28 protein-coding genes, 1 tRNA gene and 1 pseudogene are annotated in these 25,115 nt (G+C 69.4%); 7 read left to right on the top strand and 23 right to left on the bottom strand.

Annotation, left to right across the window (positions count from 1 at the left end; translation table 11 throughout):
* Positions 1 to 56 precede the first annotated feature (56 nt).
* The 5 genes from CLT75_RS27525 to CLT75_RS27505 are packed head-to-tail and all read right to left on the bottom strand — an operon-like array spanning position 57 to position 4,461.
* Positions 57 to 965 (bottom strand): type II secretion system F family protein, encoded by a 909-nt coding sequence (locus CLT75_RS27525; RefSeq protein ID WP_135243095.1) that lies wholly within the window; start codon positions 963 to 965, stop codon positions 57 to 59.
* Positions 962 to 1,786, bottom strand: coding sequence for a type II secretion system F family protein (locus CLT75_RS27520; protein ID WP_421499625.1), 825 nt, complete (start codon positions 1,784 to 1,786; stop codon positions 962 to 964). Before CLT75_RS27520 ends, CLT75_RS27525 begins: the two co-directional genes overlap by 4 nt.
* A 2-nt stretch (positions 1,787 to 1,788) precedes the next feature.
* The gene (locus CLT75_RS27515; protein WP_135243094.1) at positions 1,789 to 3,117 is read right to left on the bottom strand and encodes an ATPase, T2SS/T4P/T4SS family; all 1,329 of its coding nucleotides are present in this window, start codon (positions 3,115 to 3,117) and stop codon (positions 1,789 to 1,791) included.
* The gene (locus CLT75_RS27510; protein ID WP_135243093.1) at positions 3,114 to 3,812 is read right to left on the bottom strand and encodes a MinD/ParA family ATP-binding protein; all 699 of its coding nucleotides are present in this window, start codon (positions 3,810 to 3,812) and stop codon (positions 3,114 to 3,116) included. Before CLT75_RS27510 ends, CLT75_RS27515 begins: the two co-directional genes overlap by 4 nt.
* 1 nt (position 3,813) lies before the next feature.
* Positions 3,814 to 4,461, bottom strand: coding sequence for an SAF domain-containing protein (locus CLT75_RS27505; protein WP_135243092.1), 648 nt, complete (start codon positions 4,459 to 4,461; stop codon positions 3,814 to 3,816).
* Positions 4,462 to 4,919: 458 nt separating this feature from the next.
* Here CLT75_RS27505 and CLT75_RS27500 point away from each other — a divergent pair, with 458 nt between their 5' ends.
* The 3 genes from CLT75_RS27500 to CLT75_RS33495 all read left to right on the top strand — a co-directional run bounded on the left by CLT75_RS27500 (position 4,920) and on the right by CLT75_RS33495 (position 6,714).
* On the top strand, positions 4,920 to 5,162 hold the full coding sequence (locus CLT75_RS27500) for a hypothetical protein (protein ID WP_135243091.1): 243 nt from the start codon (positions 4,920 to 4,922) through the stop codon (positions 5,160 to 5,162).
* A gap of 98 nt (positions 5,163 to 5,260) precedes the next feature.
* Positions 5,261 to 5,845 carry a hypothetical protein gene (locus tag CLT75_RS27495; RefSeq protein ID WP_135243090.1) on the top strand — a complete coding sequence of 195 codons (585 nt, stop codon included), beginning with the start codon at positions 5,261 to 5,263 and terminating at the stop codon, positions 5,843 to 5,845.
* A complete protein-coding gene (locus CLT75_RS33495) occupies positions 5,833 to 6,714 on the top strand; it encodes a S8/S53 family peptidase (protein ID WP_486485286.1) in 882 nt (293 codons plus the stop codon). Before CLT75_RS27495 ends, CLT75_RS33495 begins: the two co-directional genes overlap by 13 nt.
* A 430-nt stretch (positions 6,715 to 7,144) precedes the next feature.
* Here the strand turns inward: CLT75_RS33495 and CLT75_RS33490 are convergent, their stop codons facing one another.
* A complete protein-coding gene (locus tag CLT75_RS33490) occupies positions 7,145 to 7,921 on the bottom strand; it encodes a hypothetical protein (protein WP_486485285.1) in 777 nt (258 codons plus the stop codon).
* Here CLT75_RS33490 and CLT75_RS33485 point away from each other — a divergent pair.
* Positions 7,823 to 8,305 (top strand): annotated as a pseudogene (locus CLT75_RS33485) (recombinase family protein); the annotation flags it as partial. The gene CLT75_RS33490 and the pseudogene CLT75_RS33485 sit on opposite strands and share 99 nt — an antisense overlap.
* Positions 8,306 to 8,923: 618 nt before the next feature.
* Here the strand turns inward: CLT75_RS33485 and CLT75_RS27475 are convergent.
* The 3 genes from CLT75_RS27475 to CLT75_RS27465 all read right to left on the bottom strand — a co-directional run bounded on the left by CLT75_RS27475 (position 8,924) and on the right by CLT75_RS27465 (position 10,662).
* Complete coding sequence (locus tag CLT75_RS27475; protein ID WP_135243089.1) at positions 8,924 to 9,184, bottom strand: hypothetical protein; 261 nt, start codon at positions 9,182 to 9,184, stop codon at positions 8,924 to 8,926.
* 20 nt (positions 9,185 to 9,204) lie between these two features.
* Positions 9,205 to 9,277 (bottom strand) — tRNA-Arg (locus CLT75_RS27470).
* A gap of 194 nt (positions 9,278 to 9,471) precedes the next feature.
* Positions 9,472 to 10,662: an IS110 family RNA-guided transposase gene (locus CLT75_RS27465; RefSeq protein ID WP_135243088.1), complete on the bottom strand. Its 1,191-nt coding sequence runs from the start codon at positions 10,660 to 10,662 to the stop codon at positions 9,472 to 9,474.
* A 460-nt stretch (positions 10,663 to 11,122) separates the two neighbouring features.
* On the opposite strand from CLT75_RS27465, the gene CLT75_RS32920 reads away from it, so the two are divergent.
* On the top strand, positions 11,123 to 11,680 hold the full coding sequence (locus CLT75_RS32920) for a hypothetical protein (RefSeq protein WP_209310393.1): 558 nt from the start codon (positions 11,123 to 11,125) through the stop codon (positions 11,678 to 11,680).
* A 40-nt stretch (positions 11,681 to 11,720) separates the two neighbouring features.
* On the opposite strand, the gene CLT75_RS27450 is transcribed toward CLT75_RS32920, so the two are convergent.
* From CLT75_RS27450 to CLT75_RS27420, 7 genes are read right to left on the bottom strand one after another with little or no spacing between them, the layout of a single operon-like run.
* A complete protein-coding gene (locus CLT75_RS27450) occupies positions 11,721 to 12,566 on the bottom strand; it encodes a hypothetical protein (protein ID WP_135243087.1) in 846 nt (281 codons plus the stop codon).
* Complete coding sequence (locus CLT75_RS27445) at positions 12,563 to 13,144, bottom strand: RNA polymerase sigma factor (RefSeq protein ID WP_135243086.1); 582 nt, start codon at positions 13,142 to 13,144, stop codon at positions 12,563 to 12,565. Before CLT75_RS27445 ends, CLT75_RS27450 begins: the two co-directional genes overlap by 4 nt.
* A gap of 37 nt (positions 13,145 to 13,181) precedes the next feature.
* Positions 13,182 to 13,820, bottom strand: a complete 639-nt coding sequence (locus CLT75_RS27440; RefSeq protein WP_135243085.1) for a hypothetical protein — start codon at positions 13,818 to 13,820, stop codon at positions 13,182 to 13,184.
* Positions 13,817 to 15,091 (bottom strand): hypothetical protein, encoded by a 1,275-nt coding sequence (locus tag CLT75_RS27435; RefSeq protein ID WP_135243084.1) that lies wholly within the window; start codon positions 15,089 to 15,091, stop codon positions 13,817 to 13,819. Before CLT75_RS27435 ends, CLT75_RS27440 begins: the two co-directional genes overlap by 4 nt.
* Complete coding sequence (locus CLT75_RS27430; RefSeq protein WP_135243083.1) at positions 15,088 to 15,843, bottom strand: ABC transporter ATP-binding protein; 756 nt, start codon at positions 15,841 to 15,843, stop codon at positions 15,088 to 15,090. Before CLT75_RS27430 ends, CLT75_RS27435 begins: the two co-directional genes overlap by 4 nt.
* Entirely contained in the window at positions 15,840 to 16,625 is a 786-nt protein-coding gene (locus CLT75_RS27425) for a zf-HC2 domain-containing protein (protein ID WP_135243082.1), read from the bottom strand. Before CLT75_RS27425 ends, CLT75_RS27430 begins: the two co-directional genes overlap by 4 nt.
* On the bottom strand, positions 16,622 to 17,158 hold the full coding sequence (locus CLT75_RS27420) for an RNA polymerase sigma factor (RefSeq protein WP_135243081.1): 537 nt from the start codon (positions 17,156 to 17,158) through the stop codon (positions 16,622 to 16,624). Before CLT75_RS27420 ends, CLT75_RS27425 begins: the two co-directional genes overlap by 4 nt.
* A 285-nt stretch (positions 17,159 to 17,443) precedes the next feature.
* Here CLT75_RS27420 and CLT75_RS27415 point away from each other — a divergent pair, with 285 nt between their 5' ends.
* Entirely contained in the window at positions 17,444 to 18,760 is a 1,317-nt protein-coding gene (locus CLT75_RS27415; protein WP_209310392.1) for a reverse transcriptase family protein, read from the top strand.
* 480 nt (positions 18,761 to 19,240) lie between these two features.
* Here CLT75_RS27415 and CLT75_RS27410 read toward each other — a convergent pair whose 3' ends face one another.
* From CLT75_RS27410 to CLT75_RS27395, 4 genes are all read right to left on the bottom strand, one after another.
* Positions 19,241 to 19,522, bottom strand: coding sequence for a hypothetical protein (locus tag CLT75_RS27410; protein ID WP_486485284.1), 282 nt, complete (start codon positions 19,520 to 19,522; stop codon positions 19,241 to 19,243).
* Positions 19,523 to 19,802: 280 nt separating this feature from the next.
* A complete protein-coding gene (locus CLT75_RS27405) occupies positions 19,803 to 20,006 on the bottom strand; it encodes a cold-shock protein (RefSeq protein ID WP_135243079.1) in 204 nt (67 codons plus the stop codon).
* A 258-nt stretch (positions 20,007 to 20,264) separates the two neighbouring features.
* Positions 20,265 to 20,561, bottom strand: coding sequence for a helix-turn-helix domain-containing protein (locus CLT75_RS27400; RefSeq protein ID WP_135243078.1), 297 nt, complete (start codon positions 20,559 to 20,561; stop codon positions 20,265 to 20,267).
* Between the two features lie 592 nt (positions 20,562 to 21,153).
* Entirely contained in the window at positions 21,154 to 21,861 is a 708-nt protein-coding gene (locus CLT75_RS27395; protein ID WP_135243077.1) for an SDR family oxidoreductase, read from the bottom strand.
* 102 nt (positions 21,862 to 21,963) lie between these two features.
* Between CLT75_RS27395 and CLT75_RS27390 the strand changes: the two genes are divergently transcribed.
* Complete coding sequence (locus tag CLT75_RS27390) at positions 21,964 to 22,803, top strand: MmyB family transcriptional regulator (RefSeq protein ID WP_135243076.1); 840 nt, start codon at positions 21,964 to 21,966, stop codon at positions 22,801 to 22,803.
* 46 nt (positions 22,804 to 22,849) lie between these two features.
* Here CLT75_RS27390 and CLT75_RS27385 read toward each other — a convergent pair whose 3' ends face one another.
* The 3 genes from CLT75_RS27385 to CLT75_RS27375 all read right to left on the bottom strand — a co-directional run bounded on the left by CLT75_RS27385 (position 22,850) and on the right by CLT75_RS27375 (position 24,966).
* Entirely contained in the window at positions 22,850 to 23,494 is a 645-nt protein-coding gene (locus CLT75_RS27385) for a cation efflux transmembrane domain-containing protein (RefSeq protein WP_135243075.1), read from the bottom strand.
* A 110-nt stretch (positions 23,495 to 23,604) separates the two neighbouring features.
* Entirely contained in the window at positions 23,605 to 23,826 is a 222-nt protein-coding gene (locus tag CLT75_RS27380) for a hypothetical protein (protein ID WP_135243074.1), read from the bottom strand.
* 108 nt (positions 23,827 to 23,934) lie between these two features.
* On the bottom strand, positions 23,935 to 24,966 hold the full coding sequence (locus CLT75_RS27375) for a sporulation protein (RefSeq protein WP_135243073.1): 1,032 nt from the start codon (positions 24,964 to 24,966) through the stop codon (positions 23,935 to 23,937).
* Positions 24,967 to 25,115: the final 149 nt, after the last annotated feature.

The following is a 25,115-nucleotide window of genomic DNA, read 5'->3' as shown; positions in this document are numbered from 1 at the left end:
GTCTTTCCTCCCGTGAGGTAGTGCCGGAGCGGCCTTTCCGTTCCGGCGCAGGGGTCCTAGAGAGCGCCCAAGATCGACGCGAAAGCAGGGAAAATGAGAAAAATCATGAATCCGCCCAGGAGTAGGACCAGGGGCAGGACCATGCGTTCGGTGGCCGACGCGGCGGCGGCCTCGGCCTCGGCGAGCTGGTGGGTCATCAGCGCCGCCGACCGGGCCGACAGGGTGGCCTTTATCCGTGCGCCTTCGCTGCCTGCCATCGACAGCGCCGCCGACAGCTCAGCTAGGGCGGTCATGCCCGCGGTCTCACCGAGTTCACCGAGGGTCTGCCACGGCGGCCGGCGCCGCAGATGCGCCGCCTCCACCGCCTGGCGCAAAGCGGCCTGAGCCCAGCCATCGGCGTCGTCGGTCGCGTCGCGCAGCGCCTGCTCGACTCCGGCGCCGCCCGCGAGGGAGATGACGACCAGGTCCAACATGCCCGACACCGCGTTACGCAGCTCGGCGCGGCGCTTGACGGCCTCCGACGCCAGGGCGAGGTCGGGCACGAACGCGCCGAGCCCGGCCAGGATCAGCGACGCCCACACCGGCAGCTGCCAGCCGATCGGCGTACCGCCGAGAGTGACCACGGCGGCGAACGCGGGCGGGATGAGGAACCCGAGCAAGGCCATGGACGCCTGTTCGGCCAGGTGCCGCGACGGGTCACGGCCGCAGATGCCGAGGTCGGCGCGCACGCTGGCCCGGGGCAGGCCGAGGCGGGCCAGCAGCGGAACGAAGGGTTGGCCGACACCGGCCAGCCGCCCGCCCGGCTGCACGGCGATGGCCGGGCGCGTAGGCGCGGTCATCATCGACGTGGGGGGGTGCAGCGCGGCGAACGCCTGCGCCAGGGTGAGGCGGGGCGGGAACGCGTACGCGGCCAGCAGCGCCAGCCCCAGGCCGGTCGCCAGGCCGAGGATGATCGCGGTCGTCATCGGGGACCTCCCTCGGTGACGCCGACCTTCGCCAGGCGGGCGATGCCGAGGAACCCGGCGGCGAAGACGACGCCAACGACGATGAGGACCAGCTGCCCGGTGACGCTGGAGTACGGGGCGAGGAAGGCCGGGTTGAGCACGATCAGGCCGACCGCCATCGCGATCGTGAAACCGGTGATCACCCTGGCGTTCGTGCGGATCTTCGCGTGGCCCGGTGCGATCTTCAGCCGCAGCGTGGCTCGGGCACGGGCGCGGCTGGCCAGCTCCGACAGCAGCTCGGCCAGCTGCCGGGACTGGCGGGTCGACGCCTGGATCAGCGCCCGCACCACCAGACGCCCGGTCGGGTCGTCCAGGCGCGTACGCAGCTCGCTCAGCGCGACAGGAAGGCGCTGGCCGAGCCGCACCGCGGCGGCCAGCTCGGCGACCTCGTCGCGGATGGCGGCCGGCGCGTACGGAGCGGTCACGAGGATGGCCTGCTCCAGACCGGCGGCGGCGGACAGGTTGTCGCGCAACATTTCCGCCCACATCGCAATCGCCTCCGTCCGCGCCAGAGCGCGAGCGGCGTGCTTGTCCGTGCCGAGGGCGATCGGCAGCGCGTACGCCCCGATCCCGGCCAGCACTGCCCCGACCGGCCAGCCGGTGAGCAGCCCCGCGAGCGCGGCGACGACGAGCGCGACGGCCAGGCGGATGACCTGCTCGCGGGTCACGCGCACGCCAGCGGTACGCGGCCGGTCGGTGGCGGCGGGACGGCGCAGCCCGGCGAGCATGGCGATCAGCCCGAGGCCGAAACCCGCGCCGAGCAGTGCGGACAGTGCGGTCACCGCTACCACCCGACCCGGTCGATGACGGCAGGGTCGAGCCCGGCTGCTTCGAGGCGTTCGATGGTGTCGGCCCGCAACGGAGTGTTGGGCACCGCCCGCTGCCCGGGGCCGGGCCGCCACACCTCGTTGCTGATGACGTCCCTGCCGTCGAATCCGACGACCTCGCGAACGCTGCTGACGACCCGGGTCTTGTCCGGCGACCAGGACAGCTGGACGACGAGGTTCAGGCTCTCCGCGATCAGCATCGCCGATGCCTCGAAGCTGAGCCGTTCGGGCGCTTGGACGGCGTACATCATGAGGCGGCTGAACGCCTGCGCCGACGAGCTCGCGTGCACCGTGGCGAAGGAGCCGTCGTTGCCCTGGCTCATGGCCTTGAGCAGGTCGATCACCTCGTCGCCGCGCGCCTCGCCGACGATGACCCGGTCGGGGTCCATCCGTAGCGCGGTACGCACCAGCGCCGACATCGACACCGCCCCCACGCCCTCCAGATTCGGGCGGCGGGCCTGCAGCGCCGTGACATTGGGGTGCGCCACCGGATCGTGCAGCTCCAGTTCGTAGCTGTCCTCAATGGTGATCAGCCGCTCATTGGGCTGGATCGCGCGGGCAGCGGCCCGCGCCAGGGTGGTCTTGCCGGTGTTGGTGCCGCCGGAGAAGATGATGTTGAGCTTGGCGCGCATGACGGCCTGGATCACCCGGCACAGCGACTCATCGAGGGTGCCCTTGGCCACCAGGTCTTCCAGGTCAGCGTTGATCATCGTCGGGCGGCGGATGGACAGCGACGGGCGGCGCGACACCGACATCACCGCGCACAGCCGCGACCCGTCGCGCAGCCGAAGATCCAGGACCGGGTTGGTGCGGTCGAAGGTGCGCTCCTCGCCGTGGCCGGAGAAGTCGTCGCCGAACGCGGCTTCGGTGGCCAGCGCCCGGATCATCTCGATCAGCGCCTCGTCGGACTCGGCGATCGGCGGCCCGATCTCCGACTTGCCTCCGGCGTAGCGGATGAACACCTCATCGCAGCCGTTGGCGTGCACGTTTTCGATGTCGGGGTTGTCGAGCAGGTGCTGCAGCCCGCCCGCGCCGACCAGGTGGTCGATCACGGCGCGGGCGACGCGGGCCTCGACATTGGCAGACAGCGGCGCCCGCCCGGCCCCCAAAGCCTGCTGGGCGTGGGCGTCGAGAGCCTCGCCGGTGTACTGCTCTGCCAGGCGGCGGCGCTCGGCGGCAGGCAGCGGCCCGCCCCCGGCGTGTCCGGCCAGCGCCTGGCTCACCTGGGCGCGCAGGTCGGCGACGAGCGCGGCCTCCGTGTCGGCCGGGTTCGACGGCATGGTCATCGGGGGTCACCTCCTGCGGGGATCGTCGGTGTGGCAAGGGATACGGCTAGGGCGCGGGCGGTGGCGGGCAGACCCACGCGGGTCCACGCCCGCCGGGGCCTGCGGGTACCGGCGATGACCTCCGCGCTGTGGCGGTCCCACGGCATCGCGGCCACCAGCGGCAGCGGCAGCAACCCAGCCAGGTCTTCACGCGGATGGGCCAGCGGCCCGACCGTGACCAGGCCAGCTCGCCGGACCGGGATGTCGGCGAGGGAGACCCGCAGAAGGGACAGCACGTCGCCGCCGGCCACGACAAGGACCATGTCGGCCAGCTCCAGCAGCGGCAGCGCCGGGGAACCGGGCTCCAGACGGCCGACATCGAGGACAATCGGGCGTTCCTTTGCCCAGCGTGCGGGTTCGGTGTCGGCAAGGAGCCCAATCGCGGCGCTGGCCTGCGGGCGACCGGCGGCAGCGAGCACCACGTCGACGCCGAACGGCAGCCGCGTGGCGTGCTCGGTGAGATCGGCCTGCCCAGTGCGGCACGCGTTGGCCAGCGACGCCAGCCCCGGGGCGTCCGGCAGACGGTGCCAGCCGCCGAGGTCACCACCCGCCGGATCGGCCTCGATCAGGCACGCGGGCTCGGGCCACACGGCCGCGAGCGCGGCGGCGACGGTGGTTGCTCCGCCGGACTTCAGAGAGGTGACAGCGATCAACATGTCAGCTGCCCACCACGACCAGGGACACCGCCGAGCCGGAACCAGCAACCTTGGTCGCATCGTCACGGCCCAGAAGCAGCGACACCACGGTGGTGTCCGCGCCGTCAGCGCCCGGCACGACCTCGACCACCGTGGCCGGAACCGACACCGGTGCGGACGGCAGAGCCGGGTCGGCGGGACCGCCGTCCTTGGCGACCATGACCACCAGGACACGACTTCCCGGTGCGATACCCGCCGGGACCTGGCCCGGCTTGAGCGCCGTGGCCACCACCGCCTGCCCGGCGTCGGGCCAGCTGGCCGGGCCGAGCTGTGACTCGGTCAGCAGGACGCCCTCGGCCAGCGGAACGGCGGCCGTGCGGCCGACGATCTGCTGCGCCTGCCCCGCCGCGACGAGCCTGACGGTCGGGTCGGGAACCACCCCGACGCTCCGAAGATCAGCAGCGCTGATAGGTTGCCCAGCGGCCACCGGCCGCGCGACCGCAAGCACCTGAACCCGGGCATCACCGCCCAGCTGGATCACGGCGAAGACGCCTGCGGACAACAGAACAAGCAGCAAACCGCCGACCAGTAGCGACCAGCGCCGCTTCGGCTGCGCCGTACTGATGCTCGGCCGTGCCGGTGTCTTGGTGCGTTCGGCGACCGCGGTCATGGTTCCTCACCCCCGTTGCAAAAGTCCGAATCTTCGTCGTACCTGAGTGCGAAGGATCGCCGCCACGGACATGTGAGTACGTAGGCTGCGTACGTACGCGATGTACGTACGACATGCAGGTAGAGGCCGCACGCGCGCGGCGCTATTCGCAGTTCATGACATGTCAGGACTCGGCATCGCTCAAAGAGCCCAGGGTTATCAGGCCAAAAAGCGCAATGTGTGATCCCCCAAGGCACACGGCTCGATATCATTTGCCGCTCCAAGTCCTCCGTGGCAGGTTGGTAGCTCGTTCTGCAACTTGCATCCATGGGGGAACAAAGATTGACATCGATGCATTAGTCCGGATTGCCGACCTGTTCCGCCACCGCTTGGACCCAGCGGTCGTCGCGGTGCTGGCCGAACGGCCCTACAGGTACCGGGCGCTTCACACACGGCTGGAAACGCACCTCGGTGAGCACGTGGACGACAACGCAGTGTCGCGCAGCCTCCACCGCCTCACGAAAGCCGGCGCGATCCGCGCCGACAGCAAGCACTTCGGCAGCCGCATCATCAAGACCTACGCCCTGGCCGACAAGGGTGAGAGCTACCTCGTCACCTACGAGGCCCTTGCCCGCGTCTTCGCGCACGTCAACATGTCACGCGACGACTGCGACGGGGCCTGCCCAGTCCACGGTGGACTCGACGGCAAGCGCGCAGCTTGACGCGCTACTGACAGCATGTACGTACACAACTGTCGGTAGCGCGCCCCGCCGACCGTGCGGTACGACTGATCTACGGGGCCTCTCGCGTTGGAGGACAAGTGAAACGCACCGTTACCCGCACAGGACTCATGGCGGCAGCGGCACTGGGAGCGCTGCTCGCTGGCTGCACCAATAGCGACAAGACACCGACCACACTTCCGACCTCGGCCGCGCCGGCATCAGCGTCAGCGAGCCCTTCGGCTTCGCCGTCCGCGGCGGCCGAGACACCGGATCAGGCCAAGCGGCACGCGATCGACGCCTACCTCGGGTTCCAGACCGCGTTCCAGAAGGCTGGCGCCGCCGGTGACCCCGAGTTCCCCGATCTTGCCAAGTACGGCACCGGCGATGCCCTGAAGTTGTTCACGAACGGACTCAAGTCGGCCAAGACGCAGGGACTGCTGTCGCGCGGCGAGGCTGTCTTCCATCCGAAGATCGCGTCGCTGTCGCCCCCGGCCGCGCCGACCAAGGCGTCCGTGCAGGACTGCATGGACACCAGCAAAACCGAGCGCTACAAGGCGGACGGCGGTCCCTACAAGGACTCGCCCGGCGGCATGCGCCTCGTTCTGGCGGACGTGGAACGCATCGGCGGCGAATGGAAGGTGACAGGCATCGGCATCAGAGAGGTGGGATCATGCAAGCTCTAGCGCTGCGCCTGCTCACCGTCGCCGCCGCGTCATTGACGATGGCGTTCGCAGCGGTAGCCCCAGCGCACGCGGACTCCTACGGAGACACCAACTGCACCGTCACCCCGGACGCCCCGCAATGTGTCGTCACGGTGACCTACACCGGCGGCGGCAACGGCAACAGCAACGGCAACAGTGGAGGGGGCGGCGGGAACACCGTCTGCAAGGTCGGCGGCAACGTCGTCGAGTGCCACAACGCCTTCGGCTGGCTCGGTAAAGATGGCTGCTACTACGGCAAGGACGACGGCAACTTCCTTCCCGCCAACCAGTGGATCAAGACATGCCTCGACCCCGCTACCGGCGATCCCCTTCCCGGGCTGACCATCGTCACGCTGTTCCAGCCGCCAGCGGCCCTCGGCGTGGTCACACAGCGAGCCGTAGACAACCTCACGATTCCCCGACCGGTCATCGCCGCCAACCCCTCCTTGACCGCGACGCAGTTCGTCCACGTCCCCGTGTGGTGGTGGGTGCAGCCCGGCTGGTGGCAGACCCAGACCGCACGCGCTTCGGCTGGTGGGCTCACCATTGAGGCCAAGGCGGTACCGCGAAAGATCACGTGGTATGCGGGGGACGGCTCGTCCGCCGTGTGCAACGGGCCGGGCACGCCCTGGACGACCTCGGCCAACCCCCTGTCGGCCTCGCCGACCTGCGGGCACACCTACACGAAGACCTCCGCGGACAGTCCCGGCGGTAAGTTCACCCTCCGGGCCGTCGCCACCTGGGACGTGTCGTGGAGCGGCGGTGGCTTCTCTGGTACCGAACCCGCGATTACCACCACGACGACGGTCAGCGTCACCGTCACCGAACAACGAGCCGTGGTAGTCCGCTAACCGGAGCCACGCTCGCCCCAGACAGGCCCCTGAGCCGAGATCCCCCGTTCTCGGCTCAGGGGTCTTCGCTTCTTCCGCAAACAACCTAGCTCACAGGAAGCCCGCAGAGCACGCGCTCTGCGGGCTTTCTTCTTGCTCGAATTCAGAGCGGCTTTATTTGAGCGTTCACAAGGAGTGCTTGCCTCGTCATTTGAAAGGGGGTTCCCCATGGCTGATTCGCGATTCAGTGCACCGCTGTGCGCTGCGAAAACAGGGGGAATAGCGTGGTTGATGCCACTGCCCACGAATCCAATGAAATGTACGATGAACAGACGGCGGAACGGTCGCCAATCAACGCGATTGGGGATCGGGACGACAGCAATTCGGCCGAAGGTGGCATCTCGTTCCGCCTCGAAATAGTCGCTATTTCGGGGCGCGAGGGAGAGAAGCTTCAGGCGATACAAGCTCGCGCCATTCGCGACGCCCTGCGGTGGGCCATCGAGCAGCAGGCCCGCGACGACAACCCTGGGGAGGGAAAATGACAGCAGTCGCAGATGAAGCCGACAACATGGACGTCGGCATCCTTGATTGGCTCATGCAGATGGCCGACCAGCACCGGCCGAACGACGACGTTCCGACGATCGTGCCAGTCGCCTTCCTCGCCCGCACCTCGACCGAGGACAGGCAAGATCCGACGCTCGCCATCCCGCGTCAGCTGGACAGCGTGAACGTCAAGCTGCCGCCCGGCTTCGTGATCGTGGCCCACTTCTATGACATCGAATCTGGCCGGACGCTCCTGGACCTGCGCGGTCAGAGCGACGCGTACCAAGCCTTCGACATCCCTGTGCCGCGCGACGGCAGCATCGCTGACCTGCTCGCAGAGGCCCAGCGGCCCGACCGGCGATTCGTCGCGGTCGTCTGCGAATCCATTGAGCGCATCGCTCGCACGACCTACTACGGCACGAAGATCGAGCACGAACTCGAACAGGCCGGCGTCGCCCTGCTCGCTGCCGACGAGGGCATTGATCGAGACGCGGTACGCCCGAGCGGAACTGGTGGTCCGAAGAACGCCACCTCCGTTCTGACCCGGCGGGTCAAGCAAGCCATCTCCGAGTGGTACGTCCTGCAAATGCTGGAACTCTCGTGGAAAGGCTTCATGCAGCACACCGCACAGGGCTGGAACATCGGCAAGCCGCCGTACGGATATATCGGAGAGCGCCATCCGCACCCGGTCAAGGCCAAGCGCGAAGAGGGCATCACCAAGCACCGGCTCGTGAGAGACCCCACTTGCGGGCCTGTGGTGACGCAGATCTTCGCCTGGCGAGCGCTGGAGCGACTGTCGTACCAGCACATCGCCGACCGGCTGAACACCGACCTCGACCGATACCCGCCACCGGTACCAGTCAAGCGGGAGTCCTACAACACCGCTATCGGTGCATGGACCTCAACCGCCGTACGAGACATCCTTAACAACCCCAAGTACACCGGATACATGGTCTGGAACCGACGCAAGCGCTCACGGCCGGATCGAGGAGTGAAAGGCCGTGTCAACCCGCCCAGCGAATGGGTATGGTCGCCGAGCGTCACCCATGAGCCTCTGACGACCCGCGCCTTTTTCGACGCAGGAAGTCCGGTCGGGCGGTACCGGCAAGGGTCGCGCTCGAAGGCCAGCACAAACACCCACCCCAACACCAAGCGCAGCTACCGATACCGGTCCTACATCAAGTGCGACATCTGTTCACGACGCATGTTTGGAAAGACGCACCAAAGGAAGACCCGCCCCGACTACACGTACTACGCCTGCGTCACCAAGCGCGAGCACCACAAGAATGAGATGTGGTACGAAATTCACCCACCCGCTCTCACCGTGAATCAAGACATCGTTGACACCTTCGTCGCACGGTTCTTCAACGAGAGGGTGTTCGGCGCCCACCGGCTGGACTACCTGGAGGGACCGGCAGACGAGCCCATCCGGTCCGGCACGGAGGCGACGGCTGCCGCTTACGCCCGTCAGATCAACGATCTTGATGCGGCCAACAAGAACCTGATTTTGTCACTTCAGCAGATGACAAGTTCGGGCGACCCGGAGATCGACGCGCAATGGCGGACCGGCATTCAGCAGCAGTTCGCCGACAACGCGAAACGGAAGCAGGTACTCGCTGCTGAACTCCAGGAGCTGGCCAAGGCCGCACAGCCGAAGGGGGCGGGAACACGTGAACTGGTGGACCAACTACCGCACGTTGATCTGAACGTGCTCGACTTGCCCGACGAGATGCAGAGGCAGCTGTTCGACGCCTTCCAGCTGGAGATCCGGTACGACCGACACCTCCAGCGGATCACACTGCGCGTCGCCGTACGCGCCGAGATGATCGACGTCATCAGCCAGGCTGCTGCCGACGCCACGGGCAAGGCCCCGCAGGTTCCGAGGCAGCGGCAGCCCGAACGCGAAGCAGAAGGGGCGGACGCGCTGGCGTCCGCCCCTGTCGGTCAAACCCGTTCCCATGTTCTACGTGCCCCCGGCAGGATTCGAACCTGCGACACACGGTTTAGGAAACCGATGCTCTATCCCCTGAGCTACGAGGGCGCGAGGGCCTAGTCTAGCGACCTGGGGGTTCACCTGGGGTGGCAGGGAGTGGCCCACGTTCACCCACGTTCCCCGGACCCGTGTTCTCCCAGCCCAGGACCACACCCCGAGTCTCCATGTGACTCTGGTTGATCTTGGCGGGCAGGGTGAAGCGGCCGGCGCGATGGGTTCGCGTCGGCGTGGAGCGGGCTGGTTCAGGCTGCGGCGCGGGCCGTGGGTGCCGGTCGGGTGAAGGTCTTGCCGTCGCGGATGAGTGCCCACAGGACGTCAACCCGCCGTCGGGCGAGGGCGAGTACTGCTTGGCGGTGGTTCTTTCCTTCGGCGCGTTTCTTCTCGTAGTAGGCGCGTGAGGTGGGGCATTCCCTGGCTGCGGTGAACGCGGCCATCCACAGAATGTGCCGCAGTCTCCGGTGGTATCGGCGGGCAGGCCGATGGTTGCCGGAAATCGTTCCGGAGTCGCGGGAAACCGGCGCCAGGCCCGCATGGGCCGCGAGTTTGGTGGGGCTGTCGTATTCGGTCATGCCGGTGGTGTGGACGAGTAGTTCGGCGGTGAGCAGGGGTCCCATGCCAGGCAGGCTCTCGATGATCGGCGCCAGCGGGTGCTGGTCGAGCTGCTCGGCGATGAGGTCGTCGACGGCGGCGATGCGTTGGTCGAGGGCGAGGATCTCGGTGGCCATCTGCCCGACCACCACTGCGGCGGCCCGTTGCCCGGGCAGGCTTACGGTCTGCTGCCGTGCGGCGGCCACCATCGCCTCAGCGACCTGGACGGCGTTCTTGACGTGCCCGCGGCGGAGCAGGGCGGTGATCCGATCGACGCCGGCGTGCCGGATCGCGGCCGGTGTCTGCCAGCAGGCGAGGACCATCATCGGGGCCTTCCGGTTCAGGTCCACGGCCCGTTCGAGGGCGGGGCTGATCCCGGTGAGCAGTTCCTGCAACCGAAACAGGGTCGCGACGCGCTGCCCGACGAGGTCCGCGCGGTACCCGGTCAGCACGGTCAGCTCGGCCAGGAGCCGGTCGGAGGGTTCCAGGATCGGGATGTCGGGGCGCATGCGGATCGTCTGAGCGATGACCACCGCGTCGCGGGCGTCCGTCTTGTTCTCCCCAGCGAACGCGGCGGCCATGTGGAACGCGACGGACCCGGAGACGTAGCGAACCTGAACCTGCCGCCGCCACAGCAGGGTCAACAGCAGCGCCGACAGGCCGGTGGTGACGTCAACCGCCCAGCAGACCGGCCGGCCGTGCGTCGACACCTCGGCCATGACGGTGAGCAGTGAGGTCTCGTCGTTGGCGACGCGGCGGGAGTAGACGAGCCGGCCGTCGCCGTCGATGGCGGCGACGTGGTGGTGGGTCTTGCCGATGTCCACGCCGATCCACAGCTTCGCCACCCTCGCGCTCCTTCACATGATCGGTCTGTTTTTTGCGAATGGCCCTGGTCTGCGGGTTCGGACTTGCCGGCACCTTCTCACGAGGCGAACGCAGGTCGCGGATCTCCATCAGCGGTCTACCGAATCTCGCAGACGACGAAGCAGCGGGTGGCATCTCCTACCGTGAGCCAAGCGATCTCGACGAAACACACGCAGCCATACCCACCGCCTCCTGGCATCAGGGCCTACGGCCCGCAGGGCCGCACCCGTTCAACCAACCGGCCCGCGGAGCGAGAAGTGGGTGGCACCTCGAGGCTCAGCCACGATCACGGCGGAACACACTTCAGCCATCCCCACCCCCTGGCTCCGCGGGCGCGGCAACCCTGAGCCTGCCGCCGTCGCCGGCCGGCATCCCGGACACGATGTGCGGTACCAGCCTGCTTCCCACGCCAGCCGTCGCCACAGCGGCTTGAATAGCGATGTGCAGGTCACCAAGGACGGGCGGGACTGGCGCATCGGCGCCGCCGCCGACGTGGGTTGGATCGCCGGGCACACCACTGCCGGAGTCTCGATCACCACCGCCATCCCGCCGGTCTTCGACGCCTACGCCACCACGTACCAGACCGACGATGTCGCCGCCGCCTACGAGCAGGCCCTGATCGAGGAGCTCACCACTCATACGCCCGACCAGCTGTGGTGGCTGGCCTACCTCGACACCGGCGCCCACCACGTCGTCTTCCCCCACGCCCCACGGGTGTTTCTCTACTGGAACTGGCCGTACGTGCTGGTCCAGGCCGGCCCCGAGCAAGCCCTCACCTGGCGCACCGGTGGTCATATCCGCCACCCGCACGGCGCGCTACCCGACCTGTTCTTCCCCGCCGACCGGTCATGGCTGGTCTCCGCGCTCTGGGACGACACCTGGACCTGCATTGGTGGCCCGACACCCGTGATCCACGCCCTCCAACGCGACCCCGTGGTCAATGCCCGCCAAATTCAACCTGACGAAGATGCGCTGCCACCGGGGCTGACCCGCGAGTGACGACCCTACGCCGCAGGCAGCGGTCAGCCTCCGATCATGGCTAACGCCCCCACTTCTCGGCAGGACGGCAGTCGCTGGTCGCTTTACCGTAGATCCGCTTCCCGTCCCGGCCCGTATAGCAGTGCTCGAGTTGGTCCTCGGCCTGAAACAGCGGACGCCTGTCGATCTCCGTCCCGTGGGCGTCGTAGCTAACCAGTTCAGGATCGTTGCCGGCCTTGAGTCGGGCATCGCTGGTCATCAGGCCGAACGCTCCCCCGGAGAGCCGAGCTGTTGTGCTGCGCCCGTCGCCGTGGTCAAGCACGAGCCGGTGGACGCGGCTGCTGACCCGGCCGCTGACGCTGACGTCCCCGCCGTCGAACTCGGTGGAGGTCAGCAACAGCCGCTGCACCGGACCGGGCAGCAGGTCACCGTGCGGCCACGGCTCAGTGACGCCCCCGCCGGACTCCCGGGGTGTTCCCGCCCCTTCCACGTCGCAGGTGGCATAGCCGACGTCGTTCATGAACAACACCAGCGCGCGGTCACCTCGCTCGGTGGCCACCGCCAGATCGGCCAGGGACACCGGGACGGGTTGCTCACCCGGATTCTGCCGGGTCTGCTGTTGCGGGGAATTCCACTGCAGGCACCGCTCGGCCGCTTTTTGCAGCGTCGGCGACAGCTCCCCGGGCCCCATGGCCAGCACCTGCACGGCCGATCGGTCCGGCCGGTCCCACACCACCGCTACGGCACCGGACGCCGCGGCCAGCAGCACCGCCGCAGCCATAGCGATCCGCAGTCGTGGGGTACGCGCAGGAGGCGGGCTCACGAAGCCGAGAATTTGGGCCCGCATCGCGTGCGCCGCCTCCGGCGGCAGGTCCCGCTCCGCGGGCAGGTCGAGAATGTCGTTCACCGCTTCCCCTCCTGGATCTCCTCCGGCATCAGACGGGCCAGGCGGCTGCGCGCACGGCTCACCCTCGACCGCACCGCCACCTCGCTGATGCCCAACACGGCTGCCGCGTCCGGGTACGACACTCCGGACCACAGACACAACGCCACCGCCTCCCGCTCCGCCAGTGACAACCCGCGGACCACCGAGAGGACCTCGGCCATCCGCCTTTCGTCGTCGAGCCGCGCAGAGACGTCCTCGGCGAGGTCACCATCGGCGTACCGCTCTCCCGGTAGACGCCGTAGCAGCGCCAGCCACCGGCGCGCCGACCGCCACTCGGAGCGGACCGCGTTCGTGGCGACGACCAGCAACCACGGCAGCGCCGAGCCGTCCACGAGTCGAGCGTCGCGCCGACGGCGCCACGCAACGAGGAACGTCGCCTGAGTGACGTCCTCGGCCGTCGACCACGACCCGGTCAGCCGGAACGCGTGGTTGTAGACCGGACGGGAGTACCGATCGAAGAGCCGACCGAACGCCACCTCGTCACCGGCGACGATCGAAGACCACAGTTCCTCGTCCGACGGCCGCAGCTGATGCCTCACACCACACTATGGCCGCCCACGCCGACTCTGTTGCAGCTCACAGCGCGCCTGTTGCACGAGCGCGGCGGCCGACCGAGGCGCGGGACCCGCCGTGCACGTATCCCGCGGAACCGACCGCGAAGATCGTGGCAGCGGCCAACCAGGATGCCGCCGCAGAGGAGGGTTGGATCGGCCAGGCCCAAGCAGCAACGGCGGTGCCGGTCTGACGCGGAGCGGCGGCGTAGACGGCGCACACGTAGACGAAGGCGGGCAGCCACGCCAGCCGCGCGCCGAGCAGCACCGCCCCGCCGGCCACCAGTCCGACACAACCGAGAACATTGCGCACCAGTGCGTGGGCACCAAATGTGTGGGAATCCCGTAACCCGGTCAGGCTGAGCGCCATGGCGGTGACAACGGCGGCGACGAGAAGATAACCAGCTCGCCAGGCTCGCCACGGCAGCGGTGTGCTGTGCTCGAGGTCCTCGTCGGCGCTGGCGAGGGTGGGGCCGAGCAGTAGTGCGGCCAGCAGCGGTGCGAGCGCGACCATGGGGACGCGGGCGGCGGGCCCGTCGAAGTAGTGCCGGCTGGCGAGCCATGTTCCGGCGGCCCAGGCCAGCAGCGTGATGACGCCGACACCGGCCACGAACGTGGACGCGCCCCGGGAGCGCAGGTGCAGGGTGAGCAGGCGGCTGGTCACGGCTGCTCGCCGAGGCGAATCAGCGCCGGGATGTCGCATCGGTGGGCGGCATCGAGGTAGGCGGCGAACCAGGAACGCTGCGCCGGCTCGGGTAGGGCGCGGAGCCTGGTGAGGGGCGCGTTGTCCGGGGTGGCGGCCTCGTCGAGCATCCAGTCGGTGGCCAGGGTGTCGGTCCGGTAGACCCGCTGGTCGATGTTGCGTGTCCCGGAGGGGTCCTCGCATCTGGCTCGGGTCACCTGCCGGAAGTCCGCCCGCAGGTTCTTCCGGCTGGCCAGGCCGCCGAGCGCGGTGGATTGGTAGTCGAGGTTGAGCCAGACCGTGCCGTCGTCCCGTTCGATGGGCTGGCCGGCCGGCTGTGCGGCCTGGTCGGCGGCCCGTCGGGGCGCTCCGGGTATCCCGTCGAGACGGGCCAGGATCGGCTGGGCAACCTTGGTGACGTCGTCGATCAGGAACGCGTTGATCCGGGAGAGGCACACCTGCGGGCCGCTGCTCGTGCACACCAGCTCGACCGCGGCCGGGTCGGCCGGGAGGCGGTGGGTTCCCGGGCCGGTGGTGATCGGCACGGCGACGGCGACGGCGAGTCCGCCGGCCAGCAGGGCTGCGCGCCACTGCCGCGCGGCGACGGCGAGCAGCAGGACCGTTAGGGCTACCAGCCAGGCTGCCTGCAACGCGGTGACCCGGCCGGGGACGCGCGAGTACACCGCCCAGCCTCCGTAGACCGGCGAGAGCCACGCGGCGGGCGTGCCGTCCCAGTAGGTGATGATGGCCAGGCCGAGGTAGGTGGCGAGGCCGGCGATCGGGGCCGCAACCCGCAGCGGTACGAGCCGCCCGACGAGGACGCCGACCGCGGCGGCGGCGGCCAGGGCGAGGACACCGACGATCAGCGTCCACCACCAGCCTCCGCCGGCGTACGTCGCCACCCGGGCGATCAGCACCCCGGCTCCGGCGAACGCGACCAGCAAGCCGGCGGCACCGGCCACGGTGACGGCGAGCCATGCCACCACCAGTGGCTGCCAGCCCGGACGGGGGGTGGAGGCGATCAGCTCGTCGGTGTCGCGCCGCCGTTCCCGGCCAGACTGCCACGCCCCGGCAGCGATCATGAGCGCGCACAGGATCAGCAGCGACACCCGCAGGTAGGTGGCGAAGCCCGCCCACCGGCCGGCCCAGTCGTCCGGGTGCACGGCCAGCATCCACACTCCGGCACCGAACATCGCAGCAGCGGCGAAGGGCGCCGTGCCGCGGCGTAGCTCCACCCTCAGCGCGCGCCTCACCGCGGTGCCGTCCGCGCGCCGCGCAGAACCGCCGTGTAGCCGCGCTCGATGGGGGAGTCGCCGCTGTCGCCGTCCTCACCGGCGGCGATCAGCTCGTCGGGGAGGCCGGTGAAGACCAGCCGCCCACCGTCGACCAGGTTCACCCGGGTGCACGCCGCTACGACGTCCTCGACCAGGTGCGTGCTGACCAGGACGACGGCATCCAGGCCCAGCTCCCGCAGCAGCGCCCGGAACTGCACCCGCTGCTCCGGGTCCAAGCCGGCGGTCGGCTCGTCCAACAGCAGCAGCCGGGGGTCGTTCACGATGGCCTGGGCGATGCCGGCACGGCGCAGCATCCCGCCGGAGAGGTGCTTCATCCGGTCGTCGGCGCGCTCCAGCAGGCCGACCCGCTCGATCGCCCGGTCCACCGCCAGCGGAATCCGCGCCGGCGGCATCTCCTTCAGCCAGGCGAAGTACTCGACGAACTCGCGCACCGTGAAGCGTGGATAGAACCCGAACGACTGGGGCAGGTAACCCAGCTGGCGGCGCGCCTGCCGCAACGCCGCCGGGTCGTCGATGCGGTGGCCGAGCAGCCGGACCTCACCCCGGTCGGGGCGCAGCACCGTGGCTAGGACCCGCATGAGGGTGGTCTTGCCGGCGCCGTTCGGGCCGAGCAACCCGTGCACGCCCACCCCCAGCTCAAGGTCCAGGTCGTCGAAGACGACCCGTCTGCCGTAGCTGACCCGCAGGCCGTCGACGCTCACCGTCGTCATGCCGGTTGCCTTCCCACCCGTTCCCGACGCACATACACCACCACCGCGGCCACCGCGGTGACGCCCAGCCACCCCGGCCCGCTCGACACCAGGACCGCCACACCGCCGACCGGCGGCGCCAGCACCACCACCGCCCACGCCCCTGCCACCACGAGCGCGGCGTACGAAGGCTCGACCAACGAGCCGAGCGCCAACGTCAGCACGGTCAACGCGACACAGGGCAACAGCCACCACCCCGGCGTACCGATGCCCGTCACCGCGCCGGCCAGGACCGCGACGGGCCCGGCGACCGCGAGGACCGCCAGCGTGCGCCACAGAACGATCCGCAGGCCGCCCTGCGGTGTCCCTGCGATCAACTCATGCAACGGATCGGTCCGCGGCCCGTACGACAGGGCCGTGCCGACCGCAGGCAGCGCCGGCGCAATCAACAAGAGCAACCACGGCGGAACCACCGTCGGACTGACAGCCAACCCCGCGATGAGCATCCCGGTGACCGCCACCGACAGCAACCACGCCGCCCGGGCCGCGGGGCCCGCGCCCACCAACACCCTGAACCGCCGCCACCCGGTCGCCCGTCGCACCCGCCCCTGCCGCGGCAACCGACCGCCCAGCGACACCGCGACCGCCTCCACCACCGAAGCCGTCGACGCGTCCGAGGCGATGCTCGTCCGGCAGACCACACAGCGGTCGAGGTGCGCCTCCACCGACCACGCGTCCACGTCCGCGAGACGCCCCTCGACGTACGCCGCCAGCACCCCGGCGTCGACGTGGAAACCGGTCATGACAGGGCCTCCCGCAACTCGCGGCGCGCCCGCATCGCCCGGGTCTTCACCGTGCCCTCCGGCACACCCAGCAACACCGCGGCCTCCCGCACCGTCAGGCCGTCCAGCACCGTCGCCTGCAACACCGCCCGCAACTCCGGAGCCAACCGGTGCAGTGCACGCTCCAACTCGGCGTCGTACGCACCGGCCAAGACCTCGTCCTCCGCCGAAGGCGACCACGCCAACACCTCGTCGCCTGGTGCTCCCACACTCTGCGGGCGGACCAACGCGCGACGCCGGGCGTCGATCAGCCGCCCGGCGGCCACCGACCACAGCCAGCCCACCGCCGCACCGTCCCCGCGGTAGCCGGCCGCGGCCCGCCACACCGTCAGGAACGTCTCCTGCACCACCTCCCGGACCAGCTCCGGATCCCGGCACCTGCGGCGCAGACGCAGCACCAACCACGGCGCGTTACGCGCATACAGCACGTCGAACGCCCCGCGGTCACCCTCCCCGACGAGGCGCAACAGCTCCTCGTCGTCCACGTCCATCACGCAAGGTTAGGACGTACCACTCGGCGAAACGGTTCTCTCCGCCGCGCCACACGCATCGCGGACACCGATGACGGTCTCCGTTCTCTACGCTGCTCCCATGGCAGCGTGTCCCGAGCTGACCAGGCCGGTCCCCCGCGTGGGGTCCGGTCATGGTCTCTCCGGGGCAACCCCGGGGACGCGATACTCACCTCGGCACCACACCACAGGTGCGTCGGCACGCTCCGCGAGCCTGTGCACCCGCACGACCGGGCATCGTCGGGACACGCTGCCACCACCGGCCCGATCGTGACCACCATCAACGCCCTCGCCACCGCGCTCGCCGACGCATTCCTCGCCGGCGGCGGCTGGCGCCGCGCCGATCTCGTCGACCAGGGTGGGCTCGTCCTCGGGGTTCGACGCCGCTGGCTGTGGCCGGTCGCCGACGCGGTGCTGGTCGCCTACCCGCGCCCACCCACCGACCGGCCACGCGAGCTGGCCACGTTCCTGAGCACCCTTGACCCGCTGCGCGCGGCAGTCGCCGCCGCCCGCCAGCACCAGCGGCCGATCGTCATCCGTGCCCGGCCGGTGACGCCGACCCGCACCGTCCGCCGGCCCTGGCACACCCCCGTCATCGACACCGTCGATGACCTGGCCGCGATGCTCGACCTGAGCATCGAACACCTCGACTGGTACGCCGACCGACGCGCCATGAACCGACGCGCCACCGCCCACCGGCTGCACCACTACCACTACCGATGGACCGACCGGGGCCGGCTGATCGAGGCACCGAAATCACGGCTACGCGCCCTGCAACGCCGGCTCCTCGCCGAGGTCCTCGGCCCCATCCCGGTCCACCCCGCCGCCCACGGCTTCGTACCCGGCCGCTCCCCGCACACCTTCGCCGCCGCCCACACCGCACAACCGGTCGTCGTCCGGATCGACCTGCTCGCCTTCTTCTCCCACATCCCCGCCACCCGCGTCCACGGACTGTTCCGCACCGCCGGCTACCCCGAACCCGTCGCCCACACCCTCACCGGACTCTGCACCACCCGCACCCCGAACCCCGTCCTCCGCCGCGCACCCACCGGCCTGCCGCACCGGGCGGCCCGGCTCGCCGCGCTGCGCACCGGCCACCTGCCCCAAGGCGCGCCCACCTCCCCCGCTCTAGCCAACCTGTGCGCCTACCGACTCGACCGACGCCTCACCGGCCTCGCCAAGGCCTTCGAGACCACCTACACCCGGTACGCCGACGACCTCGCCTTCTCTAGCGACCTCACCCCACGCCGCATCCACGACCTGATCGCCGACGTCACCGACATCGCCCGCGAGGAGGGGTTCCGAGTCCATCCAGCCAAGACCCGCGTCCGCGGTCGGGCCGACCGGCAACTCCTCGCCGGACTCGTCGTCAACCACCACCACCCCGCCGCACCACGCGACGAATACGACCGGCTCCGCGCCATCCTCCACAACGCCGCCCGCACCGGCCTCGCCGGCCAAAATCGGACCGGCCACCCCTACTTCGCTCAATACCTGATCGGACGAGTTCTCTGGGTCGGCCATCAGCACCCGGCACGCGCAGCCAAACTCGCCACGCTGTTGTCCCACGCTCTCGCGACACCGTAAACTGAGGCGACGCGGCAGCTTCACCGGATCTCGGCGAGGACGCGTCGAAGCGACCGAAGCATGGCCTGAACAGGACTTACGCCCGTTCTGCTGATCTTCAGCAAGCGAGCACAGCAACGCGCGTGTGCGACCCACTAACACGAAAACAAAATGGGAACCGGCAGGTAGTCAGCCTCCGGGTACAGATAGAGCGTCGTCTTAGGAAACCGATGCTCTATCCCCTGAGCTACGAGGGCGCGAGGGCCCAGTCTCGCGACCTCGGGGTTCACCAGGGTGAAAGGGAGTGGCCCACGTTCCCCTGGCCGCCGTTGTCGCAGCCCAGGAGCACACCCCGCGCACAGGAACCGCAGGTTCTGACCGGCGGTCGGTCGCGGTGAGCCGCGTTGGCACCGGTTCACCCGGGTTGGCATCCACTGGAGAGCGCACACCGCGCACCTCATCGGAGATCAACGACGTTCCGCCGCGCGGCGGACAATCAGATCAGAATGGTGCGGGTCCGCGGCCTTGCAACGACACCAACACCTGCGTGGCGAGTAGCTTGCGCATGCCGGTGACGGCGACAGTCCCCACCCGATCGTAGGGCAGCTCCAATTGCAGCCCTTGGGCTGCGTTGCGAAGGTCTGCCGTGATCTCGTCCGGACGGAACGTGCCGCCCCAGCCGTTGAGTCCTCCGCGCTGGTTGGTGCTGAGGGAAGCCATGCCGGAGATGCAGGCGCCGTCGACCAGGATCAGCCTCGCCGGACCCGAGTAGTTCGTCGTCATGGTCATCAGCCCTTCAGGAGGTGACGCCGTGCACCCCCGGGTCCGGGCTGCCGCACAGTCAGGAGCTGCGGCGTCGAGTCCGGCCGTGGTGCTCCACCTGACCGCGGCCGTACGTGCCTCGGCCGTAAGGGGGCGGCGATGCGGTATTCGGCTCGTTAGGGATAAGGGTCGATGCTTGGCAGGCCAGCGCCAGAGGTCGGGTGCAATGCCGCGGCGAACGCTTGAGACGCCGAAACGACGGCCCGCTGAACCAGTCGGGCCGCCGCTTGCAGAGCGTGGATCAGAGCGGGCGAATGTTCTCCGCCTGCGGGCCCTTCTGGCCCTGGGTGACGTCGAACTCCACCTTCTGGTTCTCGTCCAGGCTGCGGAAGCCGCTCGCCGAGATCGCGGAGAAGTGGGCGAAGACGTCGGCGCCGCCGCCGTCCGGGCTGATGAAGCCGAAGCCCTTGTCGGCGTTGAACCACTTCACGGTACCTGTAGCCATGTCTGCTCCTTCGCAGGCTGTTAGAGACCGCACTCTGCGGACCCTTACGCCGCCGCGTTGATCACCCGCGTCGAAACGACACGAAAAACGAAAAGGCGCCTGGATGGTTTTCAGATACCCATCAGGCGCCCGGAAAACGTCTACGGAAATCAAAACTGCAACTCGGCTACCATAGCACGTGATCCGGACGCCAACTCCATCGACGGCGGCCTGAGCCGCCCCCGGAGCGGGCCGGCCGGCTTGCGGCAGTGGCCCCCGCTACCGCTTTTCGTTCTGCCGCAGGGCCTCCTCGAGCTGGTCTTCGAGGATGATGATCCGGCAGGCGGCCTCGAGGGCCGTGCCCTGATCCACCATCTCGCGGGCCCGGGCGGCCAGACGCAACTGGTAGCGGGAGTAGCGGCGGTGCCCGCCGGCAGAGCGGTGCGGGTTGATCAGCCTGGCCTCGTCCAGGCGGCGCAGGAAGTCCTGCGTAACGCCGAGCATCTCCGCGGCCTGACCGATCGTGTAGGCCGGCGTGTTCTCGTCGCCGAACATGTCATCGAGGTTTTGCCCCATCTCACCTCCACGTCGAGGGCCCCGGCGCACAAGCGCCGGGGCCCAGGGTTACGGGTCAGAACACCATCTACCGACAGGTACGTCGGCTTGTCGTATTCGCACCGGCCACTGAAGGCTTCGGGTGCGAGGATCGCATATGCGTGACCGGAGACCACCTCTCGTTCGATGGAAACTGCGGTGTCCGCCGAGCCTGGAATGACGGCTGCCGGCGGGCGATCCAACGGGTGTACGGCCCTCCCTTTCCTCTGCTTCTACTTTCCCTTCGGTCGTACGGTCCGCCGACACCGGAGCCCACGCGACTTCATGGCCCCGCTAGTGCGACGAACATCAGCTGGAGCCCTGAACAAGCTTCGGCCCCACCTACACGCCCCATCGCGCATCACGCGTTGGGGCTGACGTGCTCCCACTACTGCTGCGGAACGAATTCCGCTCTTGCCGTCCGTCGTGACCTCACGCCCGGGCGGCCCGTCCGCATCTTGACGGATCTTTCTTCTCGACTCGAGGAAGATTATTCCACACCGTTGAGGATGTCTAGTCGTTCAGGCCTAGATTTTCTGGTCGCTCCCCGTCAGGGTCACAGCGAGGCCCACCACTACCAGGGCAGGGGGCCTTCGGCGTCGAAGTAGCCTCCGGTCGGACCGCCCGGACCCACCTGCGCCATCCGTACGATGATCTCGGCGCCCTGCTCGACGGCCTGGACACCGGTGTTGCCGTTCAGGTCGGTCCTGGTGAAGCCGGGCTCGACCGCGTTGATCCGCATCGTCGGGAACGCCTTCGCGTACTGCACCGTGATCATGTTGACCGCCGCCTTCGAGGCCGGGTAGGCGACTCCCGGGTACGCGTACGTCGGGGTACCCGGGTCGGTGACCCGGGTCAGCGAGGCCAGCCCGCTGCTCACGTTGACCACGACCGGAGCGGCCGAGCGCCGCAGCAGCGGCAGGAACGCGTGGGTGACGCGTACCGTGCCGAAGACGTTCGTCTCGAACGTCTCCCGCATCATGTCGGCGGTCACGTCCGCGGCGCCGATCACGGCGTTGCCGGGGCCGCGTCCCTCGACGCCCGCGTTGTTGATCAGTACGTCGAGCCCGCCGGCAGCCTCGATGACCTTCGCGGCGGCCCGCACCGAGGCGTCGTCGGTGACGTCGAGCTGGACGGCCCGCGCGCCCAGCTGCTCGGCGGCACGGCGCCCGCGTTCGATGTCCCGGCTGCCGACGTAGACGGTGTGGCCCGCGGCGACGAGCCGGCGAGCGGTCTCGAAGCCGAGGCCCTTGTTCGCCCCGGTGATCAGTGTCGTCGTCATGGAGCCAGGTTCTCGCCGTGCGGGACGGTCAGCCAGTCACCAGGTCTTCCTGGGACTGCCGATACCAGTCAGGGCCGCGGGCGGCGGGGCAGACTTGTGGGCATGGCGACGAGCGAGTTCGGGCAGGCGGTGCGCCGCTGGCGCGACCGGGTCTCGCCCGAGGCCGCCGGGCTGCCCGCGGGCGGGCATCGGCGCGCGGCCGGGCTGCGCCGTGAGGAGCTGGCCCTGCTGGCCGGGATCTCCGTGGACTACGTGACCCGCCTCGAACAGGGCCGCGCGTCGAACCCGTCGGCGCAGGTCGTCGAGGCGCTGGCTCGGGCGCTGCGGCTGTCGGGGGACGAGCGCGCGTACCTGTTCCGGCTGGCCGGGCTGGCGTTGCCGGGTCCGGCGGCGGTGCCCGCGTGCATCACCCCGAGCGTCCAGCGGATGCTGGACCGGCTGACCGGGACACCGGTGGCGGTCTACGACGCGTCCTGGGCGCTGCTGTTGGCGAATCAGCCGTACGCGGCGCTGATGGGCGATCCGTCCGGATGGCGCGGCAACCAGCGCAACGCCGTGTGGCGGCACTTCCTCGGCCCGGGCACCCGGGCCCGGCACACGCCGGAGTCCCGGCGGGCGTTCGAGAGCGCGCTCGTCGCGGACCTGCGCGCGGCCGGCGGGCGGTATCCGGCCGACGAACGGCTCCGGCGGCTGGTCGCGGAACTGCGGGCGAACAGCGACCGCTTCGCCGGGCTGTGGGAGTCCGGCGCCGTCGGCCGGCACGAGGCCGCCCGCAAGACCATCGATCATCCGTACGTGGGCCCGCTGACCCTGGACTGCGACGTGCTCACCGTGGCGGGCAGCGACCTGCGCATCATGATCTACACGGCCGAGCCGGGCACCGGGGACGCGGACCGCCTGGCCCTGCTCACCGTCGTCGGCACCCAGGCACTCGCCGGGTAGCCGTGCGCGGGCCGCCCTGCCGTTCAGGCCACGGGAGGAGCGGTGCTCAGTCGCCGGGGCCGGACGCGGCGGCGGTGCGCAGGTGGATGACCCGGTCGACGCCCGGGGTGGAGACCAGCTCGGTGTGGATCGCGGTGACCTCTTCGGGCAGCGCGGCCTCGCCGATGAGCAGGCTCTTGGTCTCGACGGCGAGGACGACGGCGATGACGACGAGCAGGACGCCGATGCACAGGGTGGCGATGCCATCGAAGAGCGCGTTCCCGGTGAGCACGCTCAGGCCCACGCCGCCCAGGGCGAACAGGAGGCCGAGCAGGGCGCCGGCGTCCTCCAGCAGGGTCACCGGCAGTTCCGGGGCGCGGGCGTGGCGAACGAAGGAGACCCAGGTCCGCGTGCCGCGTACCTTGTTCGCCTCCTTCACCGCGGTGCGCAGGGCGAAACCCTCCAGGGCGAGCGCGATCAGCAGGACGGCGACGGCGATCAGCGGTGAGGACAGCTCATGCGGGTCGCTGATCTTGTGGTAGCCCTCGTAGACGGCGTACAGACCGCCGAGGGTGAACAGGATGATCGCGACGATGAACGAGTAGACGTAGCGCTCGCGGGCGTACCCGAACGGGTGCAGCGCGGTGGGGGCTTCCCCTCGTCGTACGTCCCGGTGTGGGTGGTCAGTAGGCCAGCGCTCCGGCCGTCCCACCGAGACAGGTGCCGACGAGCCCTTGCCCGGAAGCGTCCGGGACCAACCACACCGGTCGGAGCGGACGTCCGGCGGCCCGGAAAGGTCTCCCCGGGCCGCCGGCGGTGGGGCTACTTGGTGCCGGTCAGGGCGACCAGGGCGTTGGCGGTCCGGAAGTACGGGTTGCGGCCCAGGTCGCCGACGGTGGTGATGTTGAAGGCGTCCTTGAGGAGCTTCGCGTCACCGTCGCTGACCCCGGCGAGGGCGGACACCGGGGCGTCAACGATCTCGGTGAGGGTCTTGTCCTGGTAGGCCTTGTCGACCAGCTTGGTGAGGTCGGCGGTGACGGGCATGCGCACTCCTTCGGGAATCCCGACCGGTCAAAACCGATCGTTTACGGACAAAGCGCCAGAATTAGATCACGAAGCGGATACGTCAGTCCACTGTGGATGACGAGTGACTCAGGCTTCTTCGTCGCCGCCCTCGTCGTCGCCGAAGGAGTCGAAGACCTCGTCGGCGACCATGCCGCCGGCGAAGCCGAGGGCGGCGCCACCCACCACGCCCGCGGCGACCGCACCCATGCCGGGACCGCCGGGACGCTCCTGGTGGTGCTCCTCCTTGGAGTGCCCGCCCGGGTGGCCGTAGGCGGTGTGCCCGTAGCCGGGCGCGCCGTATCCCTGGGCGGGCGGGGCGTAGCCGTGGCCGGCGTGCCGGCTCTGGTAGCCGTCGAGGGCCTGGCGGACCCAGGTGTCGACCTGCGCGGCCCAGTCGACGCGGTCGGCGTCGGCGTGCGCGGCGTGGTAGCGGCCGTACGAGTCGTGGCCGGCGGTGAACAGGCCACCGCGCTTGTCGAACTCCAGCACCACGTCGACGCCGTGCTCGTTCGCGACGAAGGTCAGCTCGACCTCGTTGACGCCGCGGGCGTACTGCGGGGCGGCGTAGTACTCGATTTCCTGGTAGAACGGCAGGCTCTGGTGCAGTCCGGAGATGTGCCCGCGTTCCAGGTCGGCGCCCTTGAAGCCGAAGCCGAGCCGGCCGAACGCCTCGAGGATGCGCTCCTGCACCGGCAGCGGGTGCACGTACACCGGGTCCAGGTCGCCCTTGTCGATCGCGCCGCGGATCGCCACCTCGGTGCGCAGGCCCATCGTCATGCCGTGCAGATTCTGCCCGTACAGGTCGGTCGCCGGGGTCTCCCACGGCATCGCCACCTGGAACGGCAGCGACAACCGCTGACCCTCGCGCAGGTGCAGACCACCCGCGACCTGTACGCGGTGGAACTCGACGAGGGCGTCGTACCCCTCCTCCGCGCCGTCGATCTCCACCCGGGTGACCAGCCCGACGGTGATGTGGTCGATCTCCACATCGTGGCTGCCGCCGGTCAGGTTCACCTGGCCGCCCAGCATCAGGCCCGGGCGAATGCTCGGATTGGACAGGACCGTATCGACGCTCGGGCCGCCCACCCCGAACGCACCAAGCATCTTCTTGAACACCACGAACCTCTCCCTCGACGACCGCCGTACGCGCGGCACGGGGACCGTGAAACTTTCACGTGAAACCCTTGTGCCACAACGAGATCAACGGCGTCCATAATGGAAGCCGTTGAGCGGGGAAGCTACCAACACCGCCTGAGAAATCGCTGAAT

Source organism: Micromonospora sp. CNZ285, from assembly GCF_004637285.1.
This window is presented reverse-complemented; position numbering and strand designations above follow the sequence as displayed.